The organism is Rathayibacter sp. AY1E3, assembly GCF_002932235.1.
Lineage (GTDB): Bacteria > Actinomycetota > Actinomycetes > Actinomycetales > Microbacteriaceae > Rathayibacter.
In genome coordinates, this window is the sequence record NZ_PSVN01000017.1 from 58,197 (window position 1) to 75,471 (window position 17,275).

Here is a 17,275-nt window from a genome sequence, read left to right on the forward strand (position 1 = left end):
TCGTCCCCGCCGTCAAGCGGGTGCGGGCCTCGGATCCGCCGTCCTATCGTCGGATCGATGGCTGACACTCGCGCGCAACGACTCCGCAGGACCGATTCGAGCGGGCGCGGCTACACCCGGGTGCGCGCGGGCTCCGGCTTCAGCTACCGCGACCCGAAGGGCGCGACCGTCGCCGACAAGGAGCTGCGCGCGCGCTTCGACCGTCTCGGCATCCCGCCGGCCTGGACGGACGTCTGGATCGCCCCGTACCCCAACGGGCACATCCAGGCCACCGGCGTCGACTCCGCCGGCCGCCGCCAGTACATCTACCATCCGACCTGGCGCGAGCAGAAGGACCGGATCAAGTTCGACCGGGCGCTGCGGCTCGCGGAGGCCCTGCCCGGGGCGCGCCGGGCCGTGACCATCGCCCTCCGCTCGGACGGACCCAGCCGCGAGCGCGCGCTGGCCACCGCCTTCCGGATGCTCGACACCGGGTCGCTCCGCGTCGGCAGCGAGAGGTACGCGAAGGAGCACGGCAGCATCGGCCTCTCGACGCTCCTGTGCGCGCACGCCACGACCCACGGGGACCGGGTCGCCCTCGCCTTCCCCGGGAAGAGCCACCAGGCGTGGACGAGCGAGATCCTCGACCACGACCTCTCGCGCGTCGTCCGTGCACTCAAGCGTCGCGGGCCGAACGCCCGCCTGCTCGCCTGGAAGGACGGGCGGGAGTGGCGGCCGATCTCGGCACCCGAGATCAACGACTACGTGCGCGAGCGCGCCGGCGACGACTTCACGGCGAAGGACTTCCGCACTCTGCACGGCACGGTCGCGGCCGCGCTGAGCCTGGCGAAGTCGGGTCCGCAGGCCACGCAGCGCGCTCGGAACTCCGCGATCGCCCGGGCGATGCGCGACGCCTCCGACGTGCTCGGTAACACGCCGACGGTCGCCCGCGCCAGCTACGTCGACCCGCGGCTTCTGGACCACTTCCGCGCCGGCGAGACCATCGACGCGTCGCGCCCCGCGTCGGCCGAGACCGCCGTCCGGGCGCTGCTCTTCGAGTAGCGGGGGAGGCCCTTCGACCCGCGCTGCTGCTCGGAGCGCCCGGCTCCCACGGTCCGTCACGACGTGCTCGCGAAGGAGCCCTCCGGCGCGACACGCCCGGGTTGCAGGGGTGGGGCATCTGTGGGAGACTCTTCTAGTTCAAAATTTCCTCTCGGGCGGCGTGCTGCTCGCAGGGGGACACTGCCAGGCAGTGCCGAGACGGCATCGCGGAGGCTCGACCCGAGAGGGCGGCCACGCGGGTGCGACGTCGAGGCGGCGGGTAGCAGAACGACAACAACCGACATCTCAACGGTCTCTCCGTGCGTCGTGCGTTCTGCACGCCGATCGGAGCGCCCCGAGGGTGCGGTGCTTTTGACAGAAGAACACTGGTTGCACTTTTCCGGGTCACCGGAGTTCCTTCGCGAGCGCGTCCAATGCGAGACGAGTCCGGCTCCGGCCGGGGGAGTCGCGTACGACGCAATAACAAGAGAGTGAGAGATCACACATGGCGGGACAGAAGATCCGCATCCGACTGAAGTCGTACGACCACGAGGTCATCGACACGTCGGCGCGCAAGATCGTCGACACGGTCACCCGTGCCGGTGCAACGGTGGTCGGCCCCGTGCCGCTGCCGACCGAGAAGAACGTGGTCTGCGTGATCCGTTCTCCCCACAAGTACAAGGACAGCCGCGAGCACTTCGAGATGCGCACCCACAAGCGCCTCATCGACATCATCGACCCGACGCCCAAGGCCGTCGACTCGCTCATGCGCCTCGACCTGCCGGCCGACGTCAACATCGAGATCAAGCTCTAAGGAGGAGTGCCACCATGTCTGTCACTGTTTCCCCCACGCTGAAGACCAGCAAGGGCCTCCTCGGCACCAAGCTCGGAATGACCCAGGTCTGGGACGAGAACAACAAGCTCGTGCCGGTCACCGTCATCGAGATCAGCCCCAACGTCGTGACCCAGGTCCGCACGGAGGAGAAGGACGGCTACACCGCCGTCCAGCTCGCCGCCGGTGCGATCGACCCGCGCAAGGTGAACAAGCCCGCCGCCGGTCACTTCGACGCCGCGGGCGTCACCCCCCGCCGCCACCTCACCGAGGTCCGCACCTCCGACGCCGCCGATTACTCGGCAGGCCAGGAGCTGACCGTGGACGCCGTCTTCGATGCCGGCACCAAGGTCGACGTCGTCGGCACCAGCAAGGGCAAGGGCTTCGCCGGTGTCATGAAGCGCCACAACTTCAAGGGCGTCTCGGCTTCGCACGGTTCGCACCGCAACCACCGCAAGCCCGGCTCCATCGGCGCCTCCTCGACCCCCAGCCGTGTCTTCAAGGGCATGCGCATGGCCGGTCGCATGGGTGGCGAGCGCGTCACCGTGCTCAACCTCAAGGTGCACTCCGTCGACGCCGAGAAGGGCCTGCTGCTCGTCAAGGGCGCCGTCCCCGGTGCCCGCGGTCGCCTCGTGTTCGTTCGCAACGCCGTGAAGGGAGCGTAGTTCCATGGCTACCTCTGTCGACATCATCGACGTCAAGGGCCAGAAGGCGGGCTCGGTCGAGCTCCCCGCCGCGCTCTTCGACGTCCAGACCAACATCCCCCTCATCCACCAGGTCGTCGTGGCCCAGCTCGCCGCGGCGCGCCAGGGAACCCACAAGACGAAGAACCGCGGTGAGGTCTCCGGAGCCGGTCGCAAGCCGTTCAAGCAGAAGGGAACCGGTCGCGCTCGTCAGGGCTCGATCCGCGCCCCGCACATGACCGGTGGTGGCGTGGTCCACGGACCGACCCCCCGCAGCTACGCGCAGCGCACCCCCAAGAAGATGATCGCCGCGGCTCTGCTCGGTGCTCTCTCGGACCGCGCCCGCGGTGCCCGCATCCACGTGGTCGAGTCCCTCGCCCTCGGCGACACTCCCCGGACCAAGGACGTCCTCGTCCTGCTCGACGCCCTCTCGGTGTCGCGCAACGTCCTCGTGGTGCTCGAGCGCGACGACTACATCGCCGAGCTCTCGCTCCGCAACGTGCCGTTCGTGCACATCCTGCCGGCCGACCAGCTCAACGCGTACGACGTGCTCGTCTCCGACGACATCGTGTTCTCGAAGGGCGCGCTCGACGCGTTCATCGCGGCCAAGTCGGGCGTCGAGTCCAACAAGGAAGAGGTGAACGCATGAGCCAGTCCGCCGCGTTCAACAAGGACCCCCGCGACGTCATCATCTCCCCGGTGGTCTCGGAGAAGTCCTACGGCCTGATCGACGAGGGCAAGTACACCTTCGTGGTCGACCCGCGTTCGAACAAGACCGAGATCAAGCTCGCCATCGAGAAGATCTTCGGCGTCGAGGTCGCGTCGATCAACACGCTGAACCGCCAGGGCAAGACCCGCCGCACGAAGTTCGGCACCGGCAAGCGCAAGGACACCAAGCGCGCGATCGTCACGCTGAAGTCCGGCTCCATCGACATCTTCACGAGCGTCGGCTGAGCCGAAGAAGCGTAGAGGAAACAGACAATGGCTATTCGTAAGTACAAGCCCACGACCCCCGGTCGCCGCGGCTCCAGCGTTGCCGACTTCGCGGAGATCACCCGCTCGACGCCCGAGAAGTCGCTCCTGCGCCCGCTGTCCAAGACCGGTGGCCGCAACAACTCCGGCCGCATCACGACGCGTCACATCGGTGGTGGCCACAAGCGCCAGTACCGTCTGATCGACTTCCGTCGCAACGACAAGGACGGCGTCAACGCCAAGGTCGCTCACATCGAGTACGACCCCAACCGCACGGCGCGCATCGCGCTGCTCCACTTCGTGGACGGCACCAAGCGCTACATCCTGGCCCCGAACAAGCTCTCGCAGGGCGACGTCGTGGAGTCGGGCGCCGGCGCCGACATCAAGCCCGGCAACAACCTGCCGCTGCGCAACATCCCGACCGGTACGGTCATCCACGCCATCGAGATCAAGCCGGGAGGCGGCGCCAAGCTCGCCCGCTCGGCCGGCACCTCGGTCCGCCTCGTCGCCAAGGACGGCCCCTACGCGCAGCTCCGCCTGCCGTCGGGCGAGATCCGCAACGTCGATGCGCGCTGCCGCGCCACGATCGGCGAGGTCGGCAACGCCGAGCAGTCGAACATCAACTGGGGCAAGGCCGGCCGCATGCGCTGGAAGGGCGTCCGCCCGACCGTCCGCGGTGTCGCGATGAACCCGGTCGACCACCCGCACGGTGGTGGAGAGGGCAAGACCTCCGGTGGACGCCACCCGGTCAGCCCGTGGGGTCAGTCCGAGGGACGCACCCGTCGCCCCAACAAGGAGAGCGACAAGCTCATCGTTCGCCGCCGCACCGCCGGTAAGAAGCGCAAGTAGGAGTTGTAGAAGATGCCTCGCAGTCTCAAGAAGGGCCCCTTCGTTGACGACCACCTGCTCCGCAAGGTGTTCACGGCCAACGAAGCCGGCAACAAGAACGTCATCAAGACCTGGTCGCGCCGTTCGATGATCATCCCGGCGATGCTGGGCCACACCATCGCGGTCCACGACGGTCGCAAGCACATCCCCGTGTTCGTGACCGAGACCATGGTCGGCCACAAGCTCGGCGAGTTCGCCCCCACTCGGACCTTCCGCGGTCACGAGAAGGACGACAAGAAGGGCCGTCGCCGCTGACGCGGCGACGAGAAGGAGGAGAGAAATGGTGGAGTCGATCGCACGCGTGCGACACATCCGCGTCACCCCCCAGAAGGCTCGCCGTGTCGTGAACCTGATCCGCGGGAAGCAGGCTCAGGAGGCACTGGCCATCCTGAAGTTCGCGCCGCAGGGTGCGTCCGAGCCCGTCTACAAGCTCGTCGCCTCGGCGATGGCCAACGCTCGCGTCAAGGCCGATGCCTCGAACGAGTACCTCGACGACCAGGACCTGATCGTGTCCCGCGCCTTCGTCGATGAGGGAACCACCCTCAAGCGATTCCAGCCCCGTGCTCAGGGTCGTGCCTTCCGCATCAACAAGCGCACCAGCCACATCACCGTCGTGCTGGCCACTCCTGAGGAGGGGACCAAGTAATGGGTCAGAAAGTAAACCCCTACGGTTTCCGTCTGGGAATCACCACCGACCACGTGTCGCGCTGGTTCTCCGACAGCACCAAGAAGGGCCAGCGGTACAGCGACTACCTCGCCGAGGACGTCAAGATCCGCCGACTCCTCGCCACGCAGCTCGACCGTGCGGGCGTCGCCCGCATCGAGATCGAGCGCACCCGTGACCGGGTCCGCGTCGACATCCACACCGCCCGCCCGGGCATCGTGATCGGCCGCCGCGGCGCCGAGGCCGAGCGCATCCGTGCCGACCTCGAGAAGCTCACGGGCAAGCAGATCCAGCTGAACATCCTTGAGGTCAAGAACCCCGAGGCCGAGGCTCAGCTGGTCGCCCAGGGCATCGCCGAGCAGCTCTCCGCCCGCGTGGCCTTCCGCCGCGCGATGCGCAAGGGCCTGCAGGGTGCTCAGCGCGCCGGCGCCAAGGGCGTCCGCATCCAGGTCTCCGGCCGCCTCGGCGGCGCCGAGATGAGCCGCTCGGAGTTCTACCGCGAGGGACGCGTGCCGCTGCACACCCTCCGCGCGAACATCGACTACGGCTTCTACGAGGCGAAGACCACCTTCGGCCGCATCGGCGTGAAGGTCTGGATCTACAAGGGCGACATCACCAACAAGGAGCTCGCCCGCGAGCAGGCGAACAGCAAGTCGTCGCGCCCCGAGCGCAGCGACCGTCCGCGCCGTGCACCCCGCCAGCAGAGCGAGGCGCCCGTCGCAGCAGGAGTTGAGGCATAACCATGTTGATTCCGCGTCGAGTCAAGCACCGCAAGCAGCACCACCCGGGCCGGTCCGGCCAGGCCACCGGTGGCACCAAGGTGTCGTTTGGTGAGTTCGGCATCCAGGCCCTCACCCCCGCCTACGTGACCAACCGTCAGATCGAGTCCGCTCGTATCGCGATGACGCGTCACATCAAGCGCGGCGGAAAGGTGTGGATCAACATCTACCCCGACCGTCCGCTCACCAAGAAGCCCGCCGAGACCCGCATGGGTTCCGGTAAGGGTTCGCCGGAGTGGTGGGTCGCGAACGTCAAGCCGGGTCGCGTCCTCTTCGAGGTCGCCGGCGTCGACGAGCAGCTCGCTCGTGAGGCCATGACCCGTGCCATCCACAAGCTGCCCCTCAAGGCACGCATCATCAAGCGCGAGGAGGGAGACGCGTAATGGCGATCGGATCCAAGGAGCTCGCCCCCGCCGAGCTCGACACCTACGAGGACGAGCGTCTCGTCACCGAGCTGAAGAAGGCCAAGGAGGAGCTGTTCAACCTCCGCTTCCAGTCGGCCACCGGTCAGCTGGACACCAACGGCCGCCTGCGTGCCGTCAAGCGCGACATCGCCCGCATCTACACGGTCATCCGTGAGCGCGAGCTGGGCATCCGCGCCACCCCCGCACCCGTCGAGGCCCCGGCCAAGGCGGAGAAGAAGCCCAAGACCAAGAAGGCCGCCAAGGCCGAGGTCGAGGCGACCGAGTCGAACGAGGAGGCCAAGTAATGGCAACCGTCAATGACAGCGCCGGCCACGAGTCGGCCGCCCACGACGTGAAGGAGGCGGGCGCTCGCGGATACCGCAAGACCCGTCGCGGCTACGTCACCAGCGACAAGATGGACAAGACCATCGTCGTCGAGGTCGAGGACCGGGTGAAGCACCCGCTGTACGGCAAGGTCATCCGCCGTACGTCCAAGGTCAAGGTCCACGACGAGCTGAACTCCGCCGGCATCGGCGACTCCGTCGTCATCAGCGAGACCCGTCCCCTCAGCGCCACCAAGCGCTGGCGCCTGGTCGAGATCCTCGAGAAGGCCAAGTAGGCCGCGGCCTACTTGAGTTAGCAGGAGAGACACATGCTTCAGCAAGAATCCCGAGTCAAGGTCGCCGACAACACCGGCGCCAAGATGCTCCTCACCATCCGCGTCCTCGGAGGCTCCGGCCGCCGCTACGCGGGCCTCGGTGACATCATCGTCGCCACCGTCAAGGACGCGATCCCCGGTGGCAACGTGAAGAAGGGCGACGTGGTCAAGGCCGTCATCGTCCGCACCATCAAGCAGACCCGTCGCGCCGACGGCTCGTACATCAAGTTCGACGAGAACGCCGCCGTCATCCTCAAGAACGACGGGGACCCCCGTGGCACCCGCATCTTCGGACCGGTCGGTCGCGAGCTCCGCGACAAGAAGTTCATGAAGATCGTCTCGCTGGCACCGGAGGTTATCTAGTCATGGCCAAGATCAAGAAGGGTGACCTCGTCCAGGTCATCTCGGGCGCTACCCAGGCCCGCGGTGGAGACCGCGGCAAGCAGGGCAAGGTCCTCGAGGTGCTGGTCGAGCGCAACCGCGTCGTCGTCGAGGGCGTGAACTTCGTCAAGAAGCACGTCCGCGTCGGCCAGACGCAGCGCGGCTCGAAGGAGGGCGGCATCGAGACAGTCGAGGCCTCGATCCACATCTCCAACGTCGCGCTCGTCGACCCGAAGACCAAGAAGCCGACCCGGGTCGGCCACCGCAACGTGGCCGTCACCAAGGACGGCGTGACCAAGACCGTTCGCGTGCGCTACGCGAAGGCGTCGGGTGAGGAACTGTAATGACTGACACCACCGCAGTGGCTGCGAAGGTTCAGCCGCGGCTCAAGGCCAAGTACCAGGCCGACATCATCCCCGCTCTCAAGGAGCAGTTCGGCTTCGGCAACGTCCACCAGGTCCCCGGCCTGGTCAAGGTCGTCGTCAACACCGGTGTCGGTGAGGCCGCCCGCGACGGCAAGATCATCGACGGCGCGGTCAAGGACCTCACCGCCATCACCGGTCAGAAGCCGCAGGTCACCAAGGCCCGCAAGTCCATCGCGCAGTTCAAGCTGCGCGAGGGTCAGGCCATCGGCGCTCACGTCACCCTCCGGGGCGACCGCGCCTGGGAGTTCCTGGACCGCCTGCTCTCGGTGGCGCTGCCCCGCATCCGCGACTTCCGCGGTCTGTCGGACCGCCAGTTCGACGGCAACGGCAACTACACCTTCGGCATCACGGAGCAGTCGATCTTCCACGAGATCGACCAGGACCGCATCGACCGCGTCCGCGGCTTCGACGTGACCGTCGTGACCACCGCCAAGACCGACGACGAGGGTCGCGCGCTGCTCAAGCAGCTCGGCTTCCCGTTCAAGTCGTCGGACAACGCGTAATCAGCAAGCCTCGAGGCCGGGGGACGGTGAGAACCGCCCTCCGGCCTCGTCGTGCGTCCGCCGCCGGACCGGTCCGTCCGGAGCCGGCGGCGGGCGCCACGCGGGATCCCGGATCCCGTGCACGATCGGCCCTCGACCGCAGGACCTCGGCCATGTAGCATGGCTCGTTGGCCTGCGTTCGCGCGGCCGCATGGGCGTCGACGTCGTCGGCGCCGTCCCACACCACAGGTCGTCACTCTTGTAAAGGGTGCCGAAACCAGGCGAGAAAGGCACCATCAGCCATGACCATGACTGATCCGGTCGCAGATCTGCTGACCAGAATCCGTAATGCGAACTCCGCGCACCACGACTCCATCACCCTCCCGGGCTCGAAGCTCAAGGCGAACATCGCCGAGATCCTCAAGACCGAGGGCTACATCGCCGACTGGAAGGTCGAGGAGGCGCGCGTCGGCACGACGCTCTCCATCTCCCTCAAGTACGGCCCGAACCGCGAGCGCTCGATCGCCGGCATCAAGCGGGTCTCGAAGCCCGGACTCCGCGTGTACGCGAAGTCGGCCGAGATCCCCACCGTGCTCGGCGGACTCGGCGTCGCCATCCTGTCCACCTCGAGCGGTCTCCTGACCGACCGCCAGGCCGAGAAGAAGGGCGTGGGTGGGGAAGTCCTCGCCTACGTGTGGTAACCCCTCATGTCGCGTATTGGAAGACTCCCCATCGAGATCCCGGCGGGCGTCGACGTCTCCGTCGCCGGATCCGCTGTGACCGTCAAGGGCCCCAAGGGCGAGCTGACCGTCTCGGTCGCCAGCCCCATCCAGGTGTCCGTCGAGAACGGCCAGGTGCTGGTCTCGCGTCCCGATGACGAGCGCGAGTCGCGCTCGCTCCACGGCCTCACCCGCACGCTCATCGCGAACGACATCATCGGTGTCACGCAGGGCTACTCCAAGGGCCTCGAGGTCGTCGGAACCGGTTACCGCGTGCTGGCGAAGGGCTCGGACATCGAGTTCGCGCTCGGCTTCTCGCACCCGGTCGTCGTCACCCCGCCCGCGGGCATCTCGTTCACGGTCGAGGGCAACAACAAGCTCACCGTGCACGGCATCTCGAAGCAGGCCGTCGGTGAGGTGGCCGCCAACATTCGCAAGATCCGCAAGCCCGAGCCCTACAAGGGCAAGGGCGTGCGCTACGCCGGCGAGGTCGTTCGCCGCAAGGCCGGAAAGAGCGGTAAGTGATCATGGGACTCGGAACCAGAGGAAAGAGCAAGTCCGCTGCGCGCGGTCGTCGTCACGACCGTCTGCGCAAGAAGGTCGTCGGATCCGCCGAGCGCCCCCGCCTCGTCGTCAACCGCTCGGCCCGCCACGTCTTCGTGCAGGTCGTCGACGACGCTCAGGGCCGCACCCTCGCGTCGGCGTCGACCCTCGAGGCCGACCTGCGCGTGTTCGACGGCGACAAGACCGCCAAGGCCCGCAAGGTCGGCGAGCTCGTCGCCGAGCGCGCCAAGAACGCCGGTGTCGAGGCGGTCGTCTTCGACCGCGGAGGCAACAAGTACGCCGGTCGCGTCGCCGCGATCGCCGATGGAGCACGAGAGGCAGGGCTCAACCTGTGAGCGCCGCAGAGAACAAGGAACCCGAGGTCGCCGCTGTGTCGGAGGCCCCCGTCGAGACCGCTGCGTCCACGCAGCCGCAGCAGGAGGCTCGTGAGCCCCGCCGCGGCGGCCGCGACCGCAACCAGGGTGGCCGCGACCGCGGTGGCCGTGACGCCGAGAAGAGCCAGTTCCTCGAGCGCGTCGTGACCATCAACCGCGTGTCGAAGGTCGTCAAGGGCGGCCGTCGCTTCAGCTTCACCGCGCTCGTGGTCGTCGGAGACGGCAACGGACTGGTGGGCGTCGGCTACGGCAAGGCCCGCGAGGTCCCGACCGCCATCTCCAAGGGCGTCGAGGAGGCGAAGAAGAACTTCTTCCGCGTCCCCCGCGTCGCCTCGACCATCCCGCACCCCGTCCAGGGTGAGGCCGCCGCCGGTGTGGTGCTCCTGCGCCCCGCCGCCGCGGGTACCGGTGTCATCGCCGGCGGTCCCGTCCGCGCCGTCCTCGAGTGCGCCGGCATCCACGACGTCCTGAGCAAGTCGCTCGGCTCGTCGAACACCATCAACATCGTCCACGCGACCGTCGAGGCTCTGAAGCAGCTCGAGGAGCCGCGCGCCGTCGCCGCTCGTCGTGGTCTCGACTTCGACCAGGTCGCGCCGGCACGTCTCGTCCGTGCCGAGGCCGACGCCCTCGCCGCCGCGTCCAACGCGAAGGCAGGTGCCTGATGGCCCAGCTCAAGGTGACCCAGATCAAGTCGAAGGTCAGCGAGAAGCAGTACCAGCGCGACACGCTGCGCTCGCTCGGCCTCAGGAAGATCGGTCAGAGCGTCGTCCGCGAGGACAACGCCCAGAACCGCGGATACGTGAAGACCGTCGCCCACCTGGTGAAGGTCGAGGAGATTGACTAATGGCTGAGACGAAGAAGGCCGCCGCCGCGGAGTCCACGACTCCCGCGCAGGCGACCACCACGAAGGGCGCGGCGGCGCCGGCGACCAAGGAGCACGTGCTCAAGGTCCACCACCTCCGCCCCGCTGCCGGAGCCAAGAAGGCCAAGACCCGCGTGGGTCGCGGTGAGGGCTCCAAGGGAAAGACCGCCGGTCGCGGCACCAAGGGCACCAAGGCCCGCTACCAGGTGCGCGTCGGCTTCGAGGGTGGGCAGATGCCGCTGCACATGCGCACCCCGAAGCTCCGCGGCTTCAAGAACCCGTTCCGGGTCGAGTACCAGGTCGTGAACCTGTCCGCTCTCGCGGAGCTCTACCCCCAGGGCGGCGACGTCACCATCGGCGACCTGGTCGCCAAGGGTGCTGTCCGCAAGAACGAGAAGGTCAAAGTCCTCGGGGACGGCGACATTGCGGTTAAGCTGAACGTCGCGGTCGACAAGGTCTCCAGCTCTGCCGAGCAGAAGATCGTCGCTGCGGGCGGATCCATCAAGTAGCACCAGCAGCTTGTCGGTCGAGCTTGCCACGCCGACTCCCTCCGGGAGTGCGTGGCAAGCTCGACCTGTATCCCGCACCACAGAATTGAGCAGGAGACCTTAGGTAGTGTTTGGCGCCGTTGCGCGGATCTTCCGCACCCCCGACCTCCGCCGCAAGATCGGCTTCACCCTCGCGATCGTGGCGATCTTCCGGCTGGGATCCTTCATCCCTGCTCCGTTCGTCGACTTCAGCGCCGTGCAGGCCTGTCTCGCCGGCAACCAGGGCACCTCGGGTCTCTACGAGCTCGTGAACCTCTTCAGCGGTGGAGCACTGCTCCAGCTGTCGATCTTCGCGCTCGGGATCATGCCGTACATCACGGCGTCGATCATCGTGCAGCTGCTGCGCGTGGTCATCCCTCACTTCGAGACGCTGTACAAGGAGGGGCAGTCCGGTCAGGGCAAGCTCACCCAGTACACGCGGTACCTCACCATCGCGCTCGGCGTCCTCCAGTCGACGACGCTGATCACCGTCGCCCGCTCGGGCGCCCTCTTCGGCAACTCCGGCGTCCCGGAGTGCTCGGCGCTCATCATCACCGACGAGTGGTACTCCATCCTCCTCATGGTCATCACCATGACCGCGGGCACCGGGATCATCATGTGGATGGGCGAGCTCATCACCGAGCGCGGCATCGGCAACGGCATGTCGCTGCTGATCTTCACCTCGATCGCCGCCCAGTTCCCCACCTCCCTGTGGTCGATCGCGCAGTCGCGCGGCTTCGAGACCTTCCTCCTCGTCCTCGGCGTGGGCCTCGTGCTCGTGGTCGCCGTGGTCTTCGTGGAGCAGTCGCAGCGGCGGATCCCCGTGCAGTACGCCAAGCGGATGGTCGGCCGCCGCACCTACGGCGGCAACAACACCTACATCCCGATCAAGGTCAACATGGCCGGCGTCGTGCCCGTCATCTTCGCCTCGTCGCTGCTGTACCTGCCCGCGCTCATCGCGCAGTTCAACCAGCCCGCCGCGGGCCAGGAGGCCCCGGTCTGGGTCACCTGGATCACGAACTACCTCACCAAGGGCGATCACCCGCTCTACATGGCGCTGTACTTCCTCCTGATCGTGGGCTTCACCTACTTCTACGTCGCGATCACCTTCAACCCGGACGAGGTCGCCGACAACATGAAGCGCTACGGCGGCTTCATCCCCGGCATCCGCGCCGGCCGCCCGACCGCCGAGTACCTCAACTACGTGCTCACCCGGGTGACGCTGCCCGGATCGGTCTACCTCGGCCTCATCGCGCTCGTGCCCCTCGTGGCCCTCGCGCTGGTCGGTGCGAACCAGAACTTCCCCTTCGGCGGCACGTCAATCCTGATCATCGTCGGAGTCGGCCTGGAGACGGTGAAGCAGATCGACTCCCAGCTGCAGCAGCGCCACTACGAAGGACTCCTCCGATGACGTCGCACCCGATCGGCTTCCGTCTCCTGCTGATCGGCCCTCCCGGCGCAGGCAAGGGGACCCAGGCCGCTCGGCTGAGCGACATCCTCCGGGTGCCCGCCATCTCGACCGGGGACATCTTCCGCGCGAACGTCGCCAACGAGACCGAGCTCGGTCTCCAGGCGAAGGCCTACCTCGACAACGGGCGCTACGTGCCGGACGAGCTGACCAACGCGATCGTGCACGACCGCCTCCAGGAGGCGGACGCGTCGACCGGGTTCCTGCTCGACGGCTACCCGCGCACCACGGAGCAGGTCGACGAGCTCGACCGCATCCTCGCCGCGGACGACAACCGGCTCGACGCGGTCGTCCAGCTGACGGCCGATCCCGACGAGGTCGTCGGCCGCCTGCTCAAGCGCTCGCTCGAGCAGGGGCGCAGCGACGACACCGAGGACGTCATCCGGCGCCGACTCGCGCTCTACGAGGAGCAGACCGCTCCGCTCATCGACGTCTACGCGGCCCGCGGGCTCGTGGTCGTGGTCGACGGCCTCGGGCCGGTCGACGAGGTGACCGAGCGGATCGTCGTCGCCCTCGAGGGCCACCGCGTGGGCCGCCTCGACACCCCGGCCGCCTGAGCCGTGGCGTTCCGCTCCTCGCTCTACAAGACGCCCGCGCAGCTGCGGTCGATGCTCGCTCCGGGCCTCGCCACGGCCGCCTCGCTCGACGCGGTCCGCGCGGCGGTCCGCCCGGGCGTCACCACGCTCGAGCTCGACGCGATCGCCGAGGCGGCGATCGTCGCGCTCGGCGGCCACTCGAACTTCCAGCTCGTCCCCGGCTACCGGCACACGATCTGCGCCTCGGTCAACGACGAGGTGGTCCACGGCATCCCCGGCGGGCGCGTGCTCGAGCCGGGCGACCTGGTCTCCATCGACAGCGGCGCCGAGATCGACGGCTGGAACGGCGACTCCGCGATGACGGTGGTCCTGCCCGATCCCTCCCGCCCGGAGGAGGTCGCGGCACGCGCCGAGCTCTCGCGGGTGACCGAGGGATCCCTGTGGCGGGGGATCGCCGCCCTCGCCTCCGCCCGCCATCTCAACGAGGTCGGCGCGGCGATCGAGGAGTACATCGAGGACGAGGCCGAGCGCTCGGGCCGCGTCTACGGCATCCTCACCGACTACATCGGCCACGGCATCGGGCGCACCATGCACGAGGCTCCGCCGGTCTTCAACTACCGGGTGCGCCAGCGCGGCCCCGAGGTGAAGCCGGGACTCGTCGTCGCGATCGAGCCGATGGTCACCGCGGGCAGCGCCGAGACCTTCGTCCGCGAGGACGAGTGGACGGTCGCGACCGAGGACAGCAGCATGGCCGCCCACTGGGAGCACTCCGTCGCCGTGCACCATGACGGCATCTGGGTCACCACGCTCGCCGACGGCGGCGCGGCCGGCCTCGCCCCCTACGGGATCGTGCCGACGCCCTTCGCCTAGAGGCCCCAACGCGGAGCTCCTCCGATCCGATGCGGAGGAGGCTCCTCGTGGCCTCTCGCGCCCGGCGGGGGTCCGTCGGGCGCCCACGAAGCGCGGGAGCGGGAGGACGACAGCGCCCTCCGGCTCCACCCGGAGTGCGGGAGTCGGCTAGCTGTCGATCACCCGCACCAGCTCCTCGATGAAGCCGCCGAAGTCCGTGGAGCGCCGGATGAGTCGCTGCACCTCCGCCCGGTCGGCGAACACCTCGACGAACTGGTCGAACACCGACTGGAAGGTGCTGCGGCCGGCCGAGGCGAACGCGATCATAGCGATCACGTTCACCCGCTGCTCGCCCCACTCCATCGCGGTGTCGTTCACGACGATCGCGATGGAGGTGCGGCGGGCGCTCATCGCCATCGCGTGCGGGACCGCGAGGTTGTCGGTGAACGCCGTGGAGCTCATCCGCTCGCGCTCGATGGCGCCGTCGACGTAGTCCTCGTCGATGATGCCGCCGGCGATCATCCGCTCGCCCAGCATCCGGATCATCGCCGCCTCATCGCGCGTGTGCACGTTGCGGAAGAACAGCTCCTCGTCGAAGAACTGCAGCAGCTCGTCCTTGATCTGCGCGCGGCGGCGGTGCCGGCGGACGCGGGCGATGGCCCGGCGTACCGTCTCGACGTCGTGGTCGGTGAGGAACGGCTGCACGACCACGACGTCGTCGGACGCGGGGCGCTCGTCGATCGTGGTGATCACGAGGTCGGCGGTGAGCCGGTCCCAGTCGACGTCGCTCCGCGTGATCAGCGAGCGCACCTCCACCTCGGTGCCGAGCGAGCGCTCGACGCGCAGGCGCAGCATGTGAGCGAGGTCGTAGTAGTTGGGGCAGACGATCACGCAGGACAGACGCTCCTCCCGCCGGGACACCCGCTCGAGGAACGAGCCGACGTGGAGGGCGATGTAGGCGATCTCGTCCTCGTTGACCACGACGCCCCGCCGGCGCTGCAGCCCGCTCGCCAGGAACACGGCGATCTCGTAGGTCATCGGGTAGCTGGTCTTGATCGAGCGGGTGAGCGGGTTGCGAGAGTAGCCGCCCTCGGCGGCCCGGGCGATCAGGTTCCGCACGTGCAGGGCGAGGCGGACGATGAAGCCCTCGTCGTCGAGGTCGACCAGGTACTCGCGGTTGACGTCGGCGACGAGCTCGCGGACGACGGCGAGGTCCTCCGGGTCGAGGTAGTTCTCGACCACGGCGGCGACCGGCTCGTTCTGCCCGGGCGTCGCCACCCGCGTCGTCATCAGGATCGCGAGCTGGGCGAGCTCGGCGTCGGTCAGGCGCGTCGCGAAGTGCCGCTCCACCAGCTCCGCCAGCAGGGCCGCGAGCTCGCCGTGGATCGCGGGGGAGGGGCGGGAGCCGGAGGGCTCCCCGATGCCCCGGGCGACGCGGTCGACGGCGATCGCGATGTGGAGGAGGACGCTGTTCACGCCGTAGTCGTTGATGTAGTAGCCGCGGGTCTCGAGCTCGGCCAGCAGCTCGGTCTTGAAGGCGCCGAGGCCGGGGGAGGCGAATTCGCGCTGGACGTCGTCGAGCGTGAAGACGCCCTGCGCGCTCTCGTCGCGGAACATCCGCGAGATCAGGCGGCGGCGGGCCTCCTCGCTGCCCTCGAGGCGCACCGACGGGCCGCGCCGGACCAGCCCGAGGCCGGCCTCGTCGGCGAGGGCCTTCACCCGGCGCAGATCGGCGTCGACGGTCGACTCGCTCACCGACAGCGCGTCGGCGAGGGCGAAGACGTCCAGGCCCTCGTCGGAGTCGACCAGGCGGCGGACGATGCTGTACAGCCGGTCACGCGGTGTGTCGGGCTCGACGTCGCGGCTGCGCTGCGCCTCCAGGTAGGCCGCGTACGCCTCGCGCGCGAGCCGGTAGCCGTTCGCGGAGGACTCGACCGGCTCCAGCGGGGCGGCCTGCGCCTTCACCGCGGTGACGTAGCTCCGGACGCTGCGGGTGGTGACTCCGAGCCTGTCGGCGAGCTCGTGCGCCGTCACCCAGCCGTCGGCGCGGGAGAGGTACTCCAGCAGTCGTTCGCGGTTGTCAGGCATCAGGCTCCAGGCGTGCGGTCGGGGCGGGCGCCGGGAGCGCCACGACCCTGCCGCGGGCCCGCAGGACGCGGGCGGCGAGTCGTACGTCCCGTCAGTCAATCACCCCGGCGACGCGCCCGGGAGCCCCCGCGCCGCGGGTGGAAGGGGCCGTCTTCCGCCCCCGCGGAAGATTGTCTGCTGGAGGGTGCCGCCCCTCCGAGGGGATGCTTGGATGAATCACGACCCGGACGCGAGGAGGCGAACGAGGTGCGGAAGATCCTGATCGTCTGCGGTGCAGGCGCGTCGAGCACGTTCCTGGCCCACCGGCTGCGAGCGGGCGCGAAGGAGCGCGGCATGGATGCCGTGTTCCGCTCCGAGACCCTCACCGGTCTCGACCACTCCCTCCCCGAGGCCGACGTCCTCCTCGTGGGGCCGCACCTCGAGTCGCAGTTCGACGGACTCCGCCACCGTGCGGAGCTCGTGGGAGCCGCGGCCGCCCTCCTCCCGCCCGATGTCTTCGGAGCGCACGGTGCCGATGCCGTGCTCGAGACCCTGCCCGTCCTCTTCGCCGCTCGCGCGGTCGTCGCAGGCGCGGACGGGGACTCCTCCACCCGCCCGGTCCGTCCGGGCGAGCCCGACTCCGGGTACCACTGATGCAGTCGCGACTGCAGGATCAAGGAGAAACGTTCATGGTCAAGCGCACCGTGCAGGTTGCATCGTCGAAGGGCCTCCACGCCCGCCCCGCCTCGCTCTTCAGCCAGGCCGCGGCGAAGTCGGGTCAGAAGGTCCTCGTCGCCAAGGGCGACGCGACCCCGGTCAACGCCGCGTCGATCCTCGGGATCATCTCGCTCGGCATCGAGCACGGCGACGAGCTCACCGTCAGCGTCGAGGGCGACAACGAGCAGGCCGTGCTCGAGGAGCTCGCGACCTTCCTCACCACCGACCACGACGCGTGACGCGGAGCGTCACGCGAGGCGGCCGGCCCCGGCGCCCACGGCGCCGGTAGCCGCGGCAGCCCCTGGAGCGTGACGGCGACCCTCACCGGGTCGCATCAGGCGCCTGCGGGACCCGGCCCCGCCCTCTCCCGGCCCCACGAGGAGGACGCCGCGGCTCCCACGAGC

Annotated in this window: 27 protein-coding genes; 26 read left to right on the forward strand and 1 reads right to left on the reverse strand. The window is 68.7% G+C overall.

All coding sequences use genetic code 11. The features are described from left to right. The first annotated feature begins 57 nt into the window (after window positions 1–57). From C5C53_RS13505 to map, 24 genes are all read left to right on the forward strand, one after another. Window positions 58–1,041, forward strand: a complete 984-nt coding sequence (locus C5C53_RS13505; protein ID WP_104267772.1) for a DNA topoisomerase IB — start codon at window positions 58–60, stop codon at window positions 1,039–1,041. 484 nt (window positions 1,042–1,525) lie between these two features. Continuing rightward, a complete protein-coding gene (rpsJ, locus tag C5C53_RS13510) occupies window positions 1,526–1,834 on the forward strand; it encodes a 30S ribosomal protein S10 (protein WP_005050520.1) in 309 nt (102 codons plus the stop codon). A gap of 14 nt (window positions 1,835–1,848) precedes the next feature. Beyond that, window positions 1,849–2,517: a 50S ribosomal protein L3 gene (gene rplC, locus C5C53_RS13515; RefSeq protein WP_104267773.1), complete on the forward strand. Its 669-nt coding sequence runs from the start codon at window positions 1,849–1,851 to the stop codon at window positions 2,515–2,517. 4 nt (window positions 2,518–2,521) lie between these two features. Continuing rightward, a complete protein-coding gene (gene rplD / locus C5C53_RS13520; protein WP_104224565.1) occupies window positions 2,522–3,184 on the forward strand; it encodes a 50S ribosomal protein L4 in 663 nt (220 codons plus the stop codon). Then, a complete protein-coding gene (gene rplW, locus C5C53_RS13525; protein ID WP_068209445.1) occupies window positions 3,181–3,489 on the forward strand; it encodes a 50S ribosomal protein L23 in 309 nt (102 codons plus the stop codon). The genes rplD and rplW overlap by 4 nt, the downstream gene beginning before the upstream one ends. A 27-nt stretch (window positions 3,490–3,516) precedes the next feature. Next, window positions 3,517–4,356, forward strand: a complete 840-nt coding sequence (gene rplB, locus C5C53_RS13530; RefSeq protein WP_068251462.1) for a 50S ribosomal protein L2 — start codon at window positions 3,517–3,519, stop codon at window positions 4,354–4,356. A 12-nt stretch (window positions 4,357–4,368) separates the two neighbouring features. Beyond that, a complete protein-coding gene (gene rpsS, locus C5C53_RS13535; protein WP_055787078.1) occupies window positions 4,369–4,650 on the forward strand; it encodes a 30S ribosomal protein S19 in 282 nt (93 codons plus the stop codon). 25 nt (window positions 4,651–4,675) lie between these two features. Continuing rightward, on the forward strand, window positions 4,676–5,041 hold the full coding sequence (rplV, locus tag C5C53_RS13540) for a 50S ribosomal protein L22 (protein ID WP_077221988.1): 366 nt from the start codon (window positions 4,676–4,678) through the stop codon (window positions 5,039–5,041). After that, the gene (gene rpsC, locus C5C53_RS13545; protein WP_068209439.1) at window positions 5,041–5,799 is read left to right on the forward strand and encodes a 30S ribosomal protein S3; all 759 of its coding nucleotides are present in this window, start codon (window positions 5,041–5,043) and stop codon (window positions 5,797–5,799) included. Before rplV ends, rpsC begins: the two co-directional genes overlap by 1 nt. A 2-nt stretch (window positions 5,800–5,801) precedes the next feature. Next, window positions 5,802–6,221, forward strand: a complete 420-nt coding sequence (rplP, locus tag C5C53_RS13550) for a 50S ribosomal protein L16 (RefSeq protein ID WP_068209436.1) — start codon at window positions 5,802–5,804, stop codon at window positions 6,219–6,221. After that, window positions 6,221–6,547 (forward strand): 50S ribosomal protein L29, encoded by a 327-nt coding sequence (gene rpmC / locus C5C53_RS13555; RefSeq protein WP_104224564.1) that lies wholly within the window; start codon window positions 6,221–6,223, stop codon window positions 6,545–6,547. The genes rplP and rpmC overlap by 1 nt, the downstream gene beginning before the upstream one ends. Beyond that, window positions 6,547–6,861, forward strand: coding sequence for a 30S ribosomal protein S17 (gene rpsQ, locus C5C53_RS13560; RefSeq protein ID WP_104224563.1), 315 nt, complete (start codon window positions 6,547–6,549; stop codon window positions 6,859–6,861). Before rpmC ends, rpsQ begins: the two co-directional genes overlap by 1 nt. 33 nt (window positions 6,862–6,894) lie before the next feature. Continuing rightward, a complete protein-coding gene (rplN, locus tag C5C53_RS13565; protein WP_104224562.1) occupies window positions 6,895–7,263 on the forward strand; it encodes a 50S ribosomal protein L14 in 369 nt (122 codons plus the stop codon). Window positions 7,264–7,265: 2 nt separating this feature from the next. Next, window positions 7,266–7,625: a 50S ribosomal protein L24 gene (gene rplX, locus C5C53_RS13570; protein WP_104224561.1), complete on the forward strand. Its 360-nt coding sequence runs from the start codon at window positions 7,266–7,268 to the stop codon at window positions 7,623–7,625. Further along, window positions 7,625–8,209 (forward strand): 50S ribosomal protein L5, encoded by a 585-nt coding sequence (gene rplE / locus C5C53_RS13575; protein WP_068209425.1) that lies wholly within the window; start codon window positions 7,625–7,627, stop codon window positions 8,207–8,209. Before rplX ends, rplE begins: the two co-directional genes overlap by 1 nt. 281 nt (window positions 8,210–8,490) lie before the next feature. Next, the gene (rpsH, locus tag C5C53_RS13580) at window positions 8,491–8,889 is read left to right on the forward strand and encodes a 30S ribosomal protein S8 (protein ID WP_068209423.1); all 399 of its coding nucleotides are present in this window, start codon (window positions 8,491–8,493) and stop codon (window positions 8,887–8,889) included. A gap of 6 nt (window positions 8,890–8,895) precedes the next feature. Continuing rightward, the gene (gene rplF, locus C5C53_RS13585; RefSeq protein WP_104224560.1) at window positions 8,896–9,432 is read left to right on the forward strand and encodes a 50S ribosomal protein L6; all 537 of its coding nucleotides are present in this window, start codon (window positions 8,896–8,898) and stop codon (window positions 9,430–9,432) included. A 2-nt stretch (window positions 9,433–9,434) separates the two neighbouring features. After that, window positions 9,435–9,806: a 50S ribosomal protein L18 gene (gene rplR, locus C5C53_RS13590; RefSeq protein WP_056037296.1), complete on the forward strand. Its 372-nt coding sequence runs from the start codon at window positions 9,435–9,437 to the stop codon at window positions 9,804–9,806. Continuing rightward, window positions 9,803–10,507: a 30S ribosomal protein S5 gene (rpsE, locus tag C5C53_RS13595; RefSeq protein WP_104224559.1), complete on the forward strand. Its 705-nt coding sequence runs from the start codon at window positions 9,803–9,805 to the stop codon at window positions 10,505–10,507. The genes rplR and rpsE overlap by 4 nt, the downstream gene beginning before the upstream one ends. Continuing rightward, window positions 10,507–10,689: a 50S ribosomal protein L30 gene (gene rpmD, locus C5C53_RS13600; RefSeq protein WP_181024623.1), complete on the forward strand. Its 183-nt coding sequence runs from the start codon at window positions 10,507–10,509 to the stop codon at window positions 10,687–10,689. Before rpsE ends, rpmD begins: the two co-directional genes overlap by 1 nt. Continuing rightward, window positions 10,689–11,216, forward strand: a complete 528-nt coding sequence (gene rplO / locus C5C53_RS13605) for a 50S ribosomal protein L15 (RefSeq protein WP_104226755.1) — start codon at window positions 10,689–10,691, stop codon at window positions 11,214–11,216. Before rpmD ends, rplO begins: the two co-directional genes overlap by 1 nt. Before the next feature lie 106 nt (window positions 11,217–11,322). Then, window positions 11,323–12,645: a preprotein translocase subunit SecY gene (secY, locus tag C5C53_RS13610; protein ID WP_104224557.1), complete on the forward strand. Its 1,323-nt coding sequence runs from the start codon at window positions 11,323–11,325 to the stop codon at window positions 12,643–12,645. Next, window positions 12,642–13,259 carry an adenylate kinase gene (locus C5C53_RS13615; protein ID WP_181028829.1) on the forward strand — a complete coding sequence of 206 codons (618 nt, stop codon included), beginning with the start codon at window positions 12,642–12,644 and terminating at the stop codon, window positions 13,257–13,259. The genes secY and C5C53_RS13615 overlap by 4 nt, the downstream gene beginning before the upstream one ends. 3 nt (window positions 13,260–13,262) lie before the next feature. After that, window positions 13,263–14,108: a type I methionyl aminopeptidase gene (map, locus tag C5C53_RS13620; RefSeq protein ID WP_104226753.1), complete on the forward strand. Its 846-nt coding sequence runs from the start codon at window positions 13,263–13,265 to the stop codon at window positions 14,106–14,108. A 147-nt stretch (window positions 14,109–14,255) separates the two neighbouring features. On the opposite strand, the gene C5C53_RS13625 is transcribed toward map, so the two are convergent. Then, window positions 14,256–16,175 (reverse strand): BglG family transcription antiterminator, encoded by a 1,920-nt coding sequence (locus tag C5C53_RS13625; protein WP_104267774.1) that lies wholly within the window; start codon window positions 16,173–16,175, stop codon window positions 14,256–14,258. Between the two features lie 207 nt (window positions 16,176–16,382). Here C5C53_RS13625 and C5C53_RS13630 point away from each other — a divergent pair, with 207 nt between their 5' ends. Next, window positions 16,383–16,808, forward strand: a complete 426-nt coding sequence (locus tag C5C53_RS13630) for a PTS sugar transporter subunit IIB (protein ID WP_181127772.1) — start codon at window positions 16,383–16,385, stop codon at window positions 16,806–16,808. 35 nt (window positions 16,809–16,843) lie between these two features. Further along, window positions 16,844–17,110: an HPr family phosphocarrier protein gene (locus C5C53_RS13635; protein ID WP_104267776.1), complete on the forward strand. Its 267-nt coding sequence runs from the start codon at window positions 16,844–16,846 to the stop codon at window positions 17,108–17,110. The last annotated feature ends 165 nt before the right edge of the window (window positions 17,111–17,275 follow it).

Coding starts and splice junctions, on each gene's coding strand:
- C5C53_RS13625 (WP_104267774.1), bottom strand. CDS start 16,175: ATGCCTGACAACCGCGAACGACTGCTGGAGTACCTCTCCCGCGCCGAC.
- rplO (WP_104226755.1), top strand. CDS start 10,689: ATGGCTGAGACGAAGAAGGCCGCCGCCGCGGAGTCCACGACTCCCGCG.
- rplR (WP_056037296.1), top strand. CDS start 9,435: ATGGGACTCGGAACCAGAGGAAAGAGCAAGTCCGCTGCGCGCGGTCGT.
- rpmD (WP_181024623.1), top strand. CDS start 10,507: ATGGCCCAGCTCAAGGTGACCCAGATCAAGTCGAAGGTCAGCGAGAAG.
- rpmC (WP_104224564.1), top strand. CDS start 6,221: ATGGCGATCGGATCCAAGGAGCTCGCCCCCGCCGAGCTCGACACCTAC.
- rplV (WP_077221988.1), top strand. CDS start 4,676: ATGGTGGAGTCGATCGCACGCGTGCGACACATCCGCGTCACCCCCCAG.
- rpsJ (WP_005050520.1), top strand. CDS start 1,526: ATGGCGGGACAGAAGATCCGCATCCGACTGAAGTCGTACGACCACGAG.
- rplN (WP_104224562.1), top strand. CDS start 6,895: ATGCTTCAGCAAGAATCCCGAGTCAAGGTCGCCGACAACACCGGCGCC.
- C5C53_RS13615 (WP_181028829.1), top strand. CDS start 12,642: ATGACGTCGCACCCGATCGGCTTCCGTCTCCTGCTGATCGGCCCTCCC.
- rplB (WP_068251462.1), top strand. CDS start 3,517: ATGGCTATTCGTAAGTACAAGCCCACGACCCCCGGTCGCCGCGGCTCC.
- rplE (WP_068209425.1), top strand. CDS start 7,625: ATGACTGACACCACCGCAGTGGCTGCGAAGGTTCAGCCGCGGCTCAAG.
- rpsH (WP_068209423.1), top strand. CDS start 8,491: ATGACCATGACTGATCCGGTCGCAGATCTGCTGACCAGAATCCGTAAT.
- rplC (WP_104267773.1), top strand. CDS start 1,849: ATGTCTGTCACTGTTTCCCCCACGCTGAAGACCAGCAAGGGCCTCCTC.
- rpsQ (WP_104224563.1), top strand. CDS start 6,547: ATGGCAACCGTCAATGACAGCGCCGGCCACGAGTCGGCCGCCCACGAC.
- rpsS (WP_055787078.1), top strand. CDS start 4,369: ATGCCTCGCAGTCTCAAGAAGGGCCCCTTCGTTGACGACCACCTGCTC.
- rplW (WP_068209445.1), top strand. CDS start 3,181: ATGAGCCAGTCCGCCGCGTTCAACAAGGACCCCCGCGACGTCATCATC.
- rplP (WP_068209436.1), top strand. CDS start 5,802: ATGTTGATTCCGCGTCGAGTCAAGCACCGCAAGCAGCACCACCCGGGC.
- rplF (WP_104224560.1), top strand. CDS start 8,896: ATGTCGCGTATTGGAAGACTCCCCATCGAGATCCCGGCGGGCGTCGAC.
- C5C53_RS13505 (WP_104267772.1), top strand. CDS start 58: ATGGCTGACACTCGCGCGCAACGACTCCGCAGGACCGATTCGAGCGGG.
- rplD (WP_104224565.1), top strand. CDS start 2,522: ATGGCTACCTCTGTCGACATCATCGACGTCAAGGGCCAGAAGGCGGGC.
- rplX (WP_104224561.1), top strand. CDS start 7,266: ATGGCCAAGATCAAGAAGGGTGACCTCGTCCAGGTCATCTCGGGCGCT.
- C5C53_RS13635 (WP_104267776.1), top strand. CDS start 16,844: ATGGTCAAGCGCACCGTGCAGGTTGCATCGTCGAAGGGCCTCCACGCC.
- rpsC (WP_068209439.1), top strand. CDS start 5,041: ATGGGTCAGAAAGTAAACCCCTACGGTTTCCGTCTGGGAATCACCACC.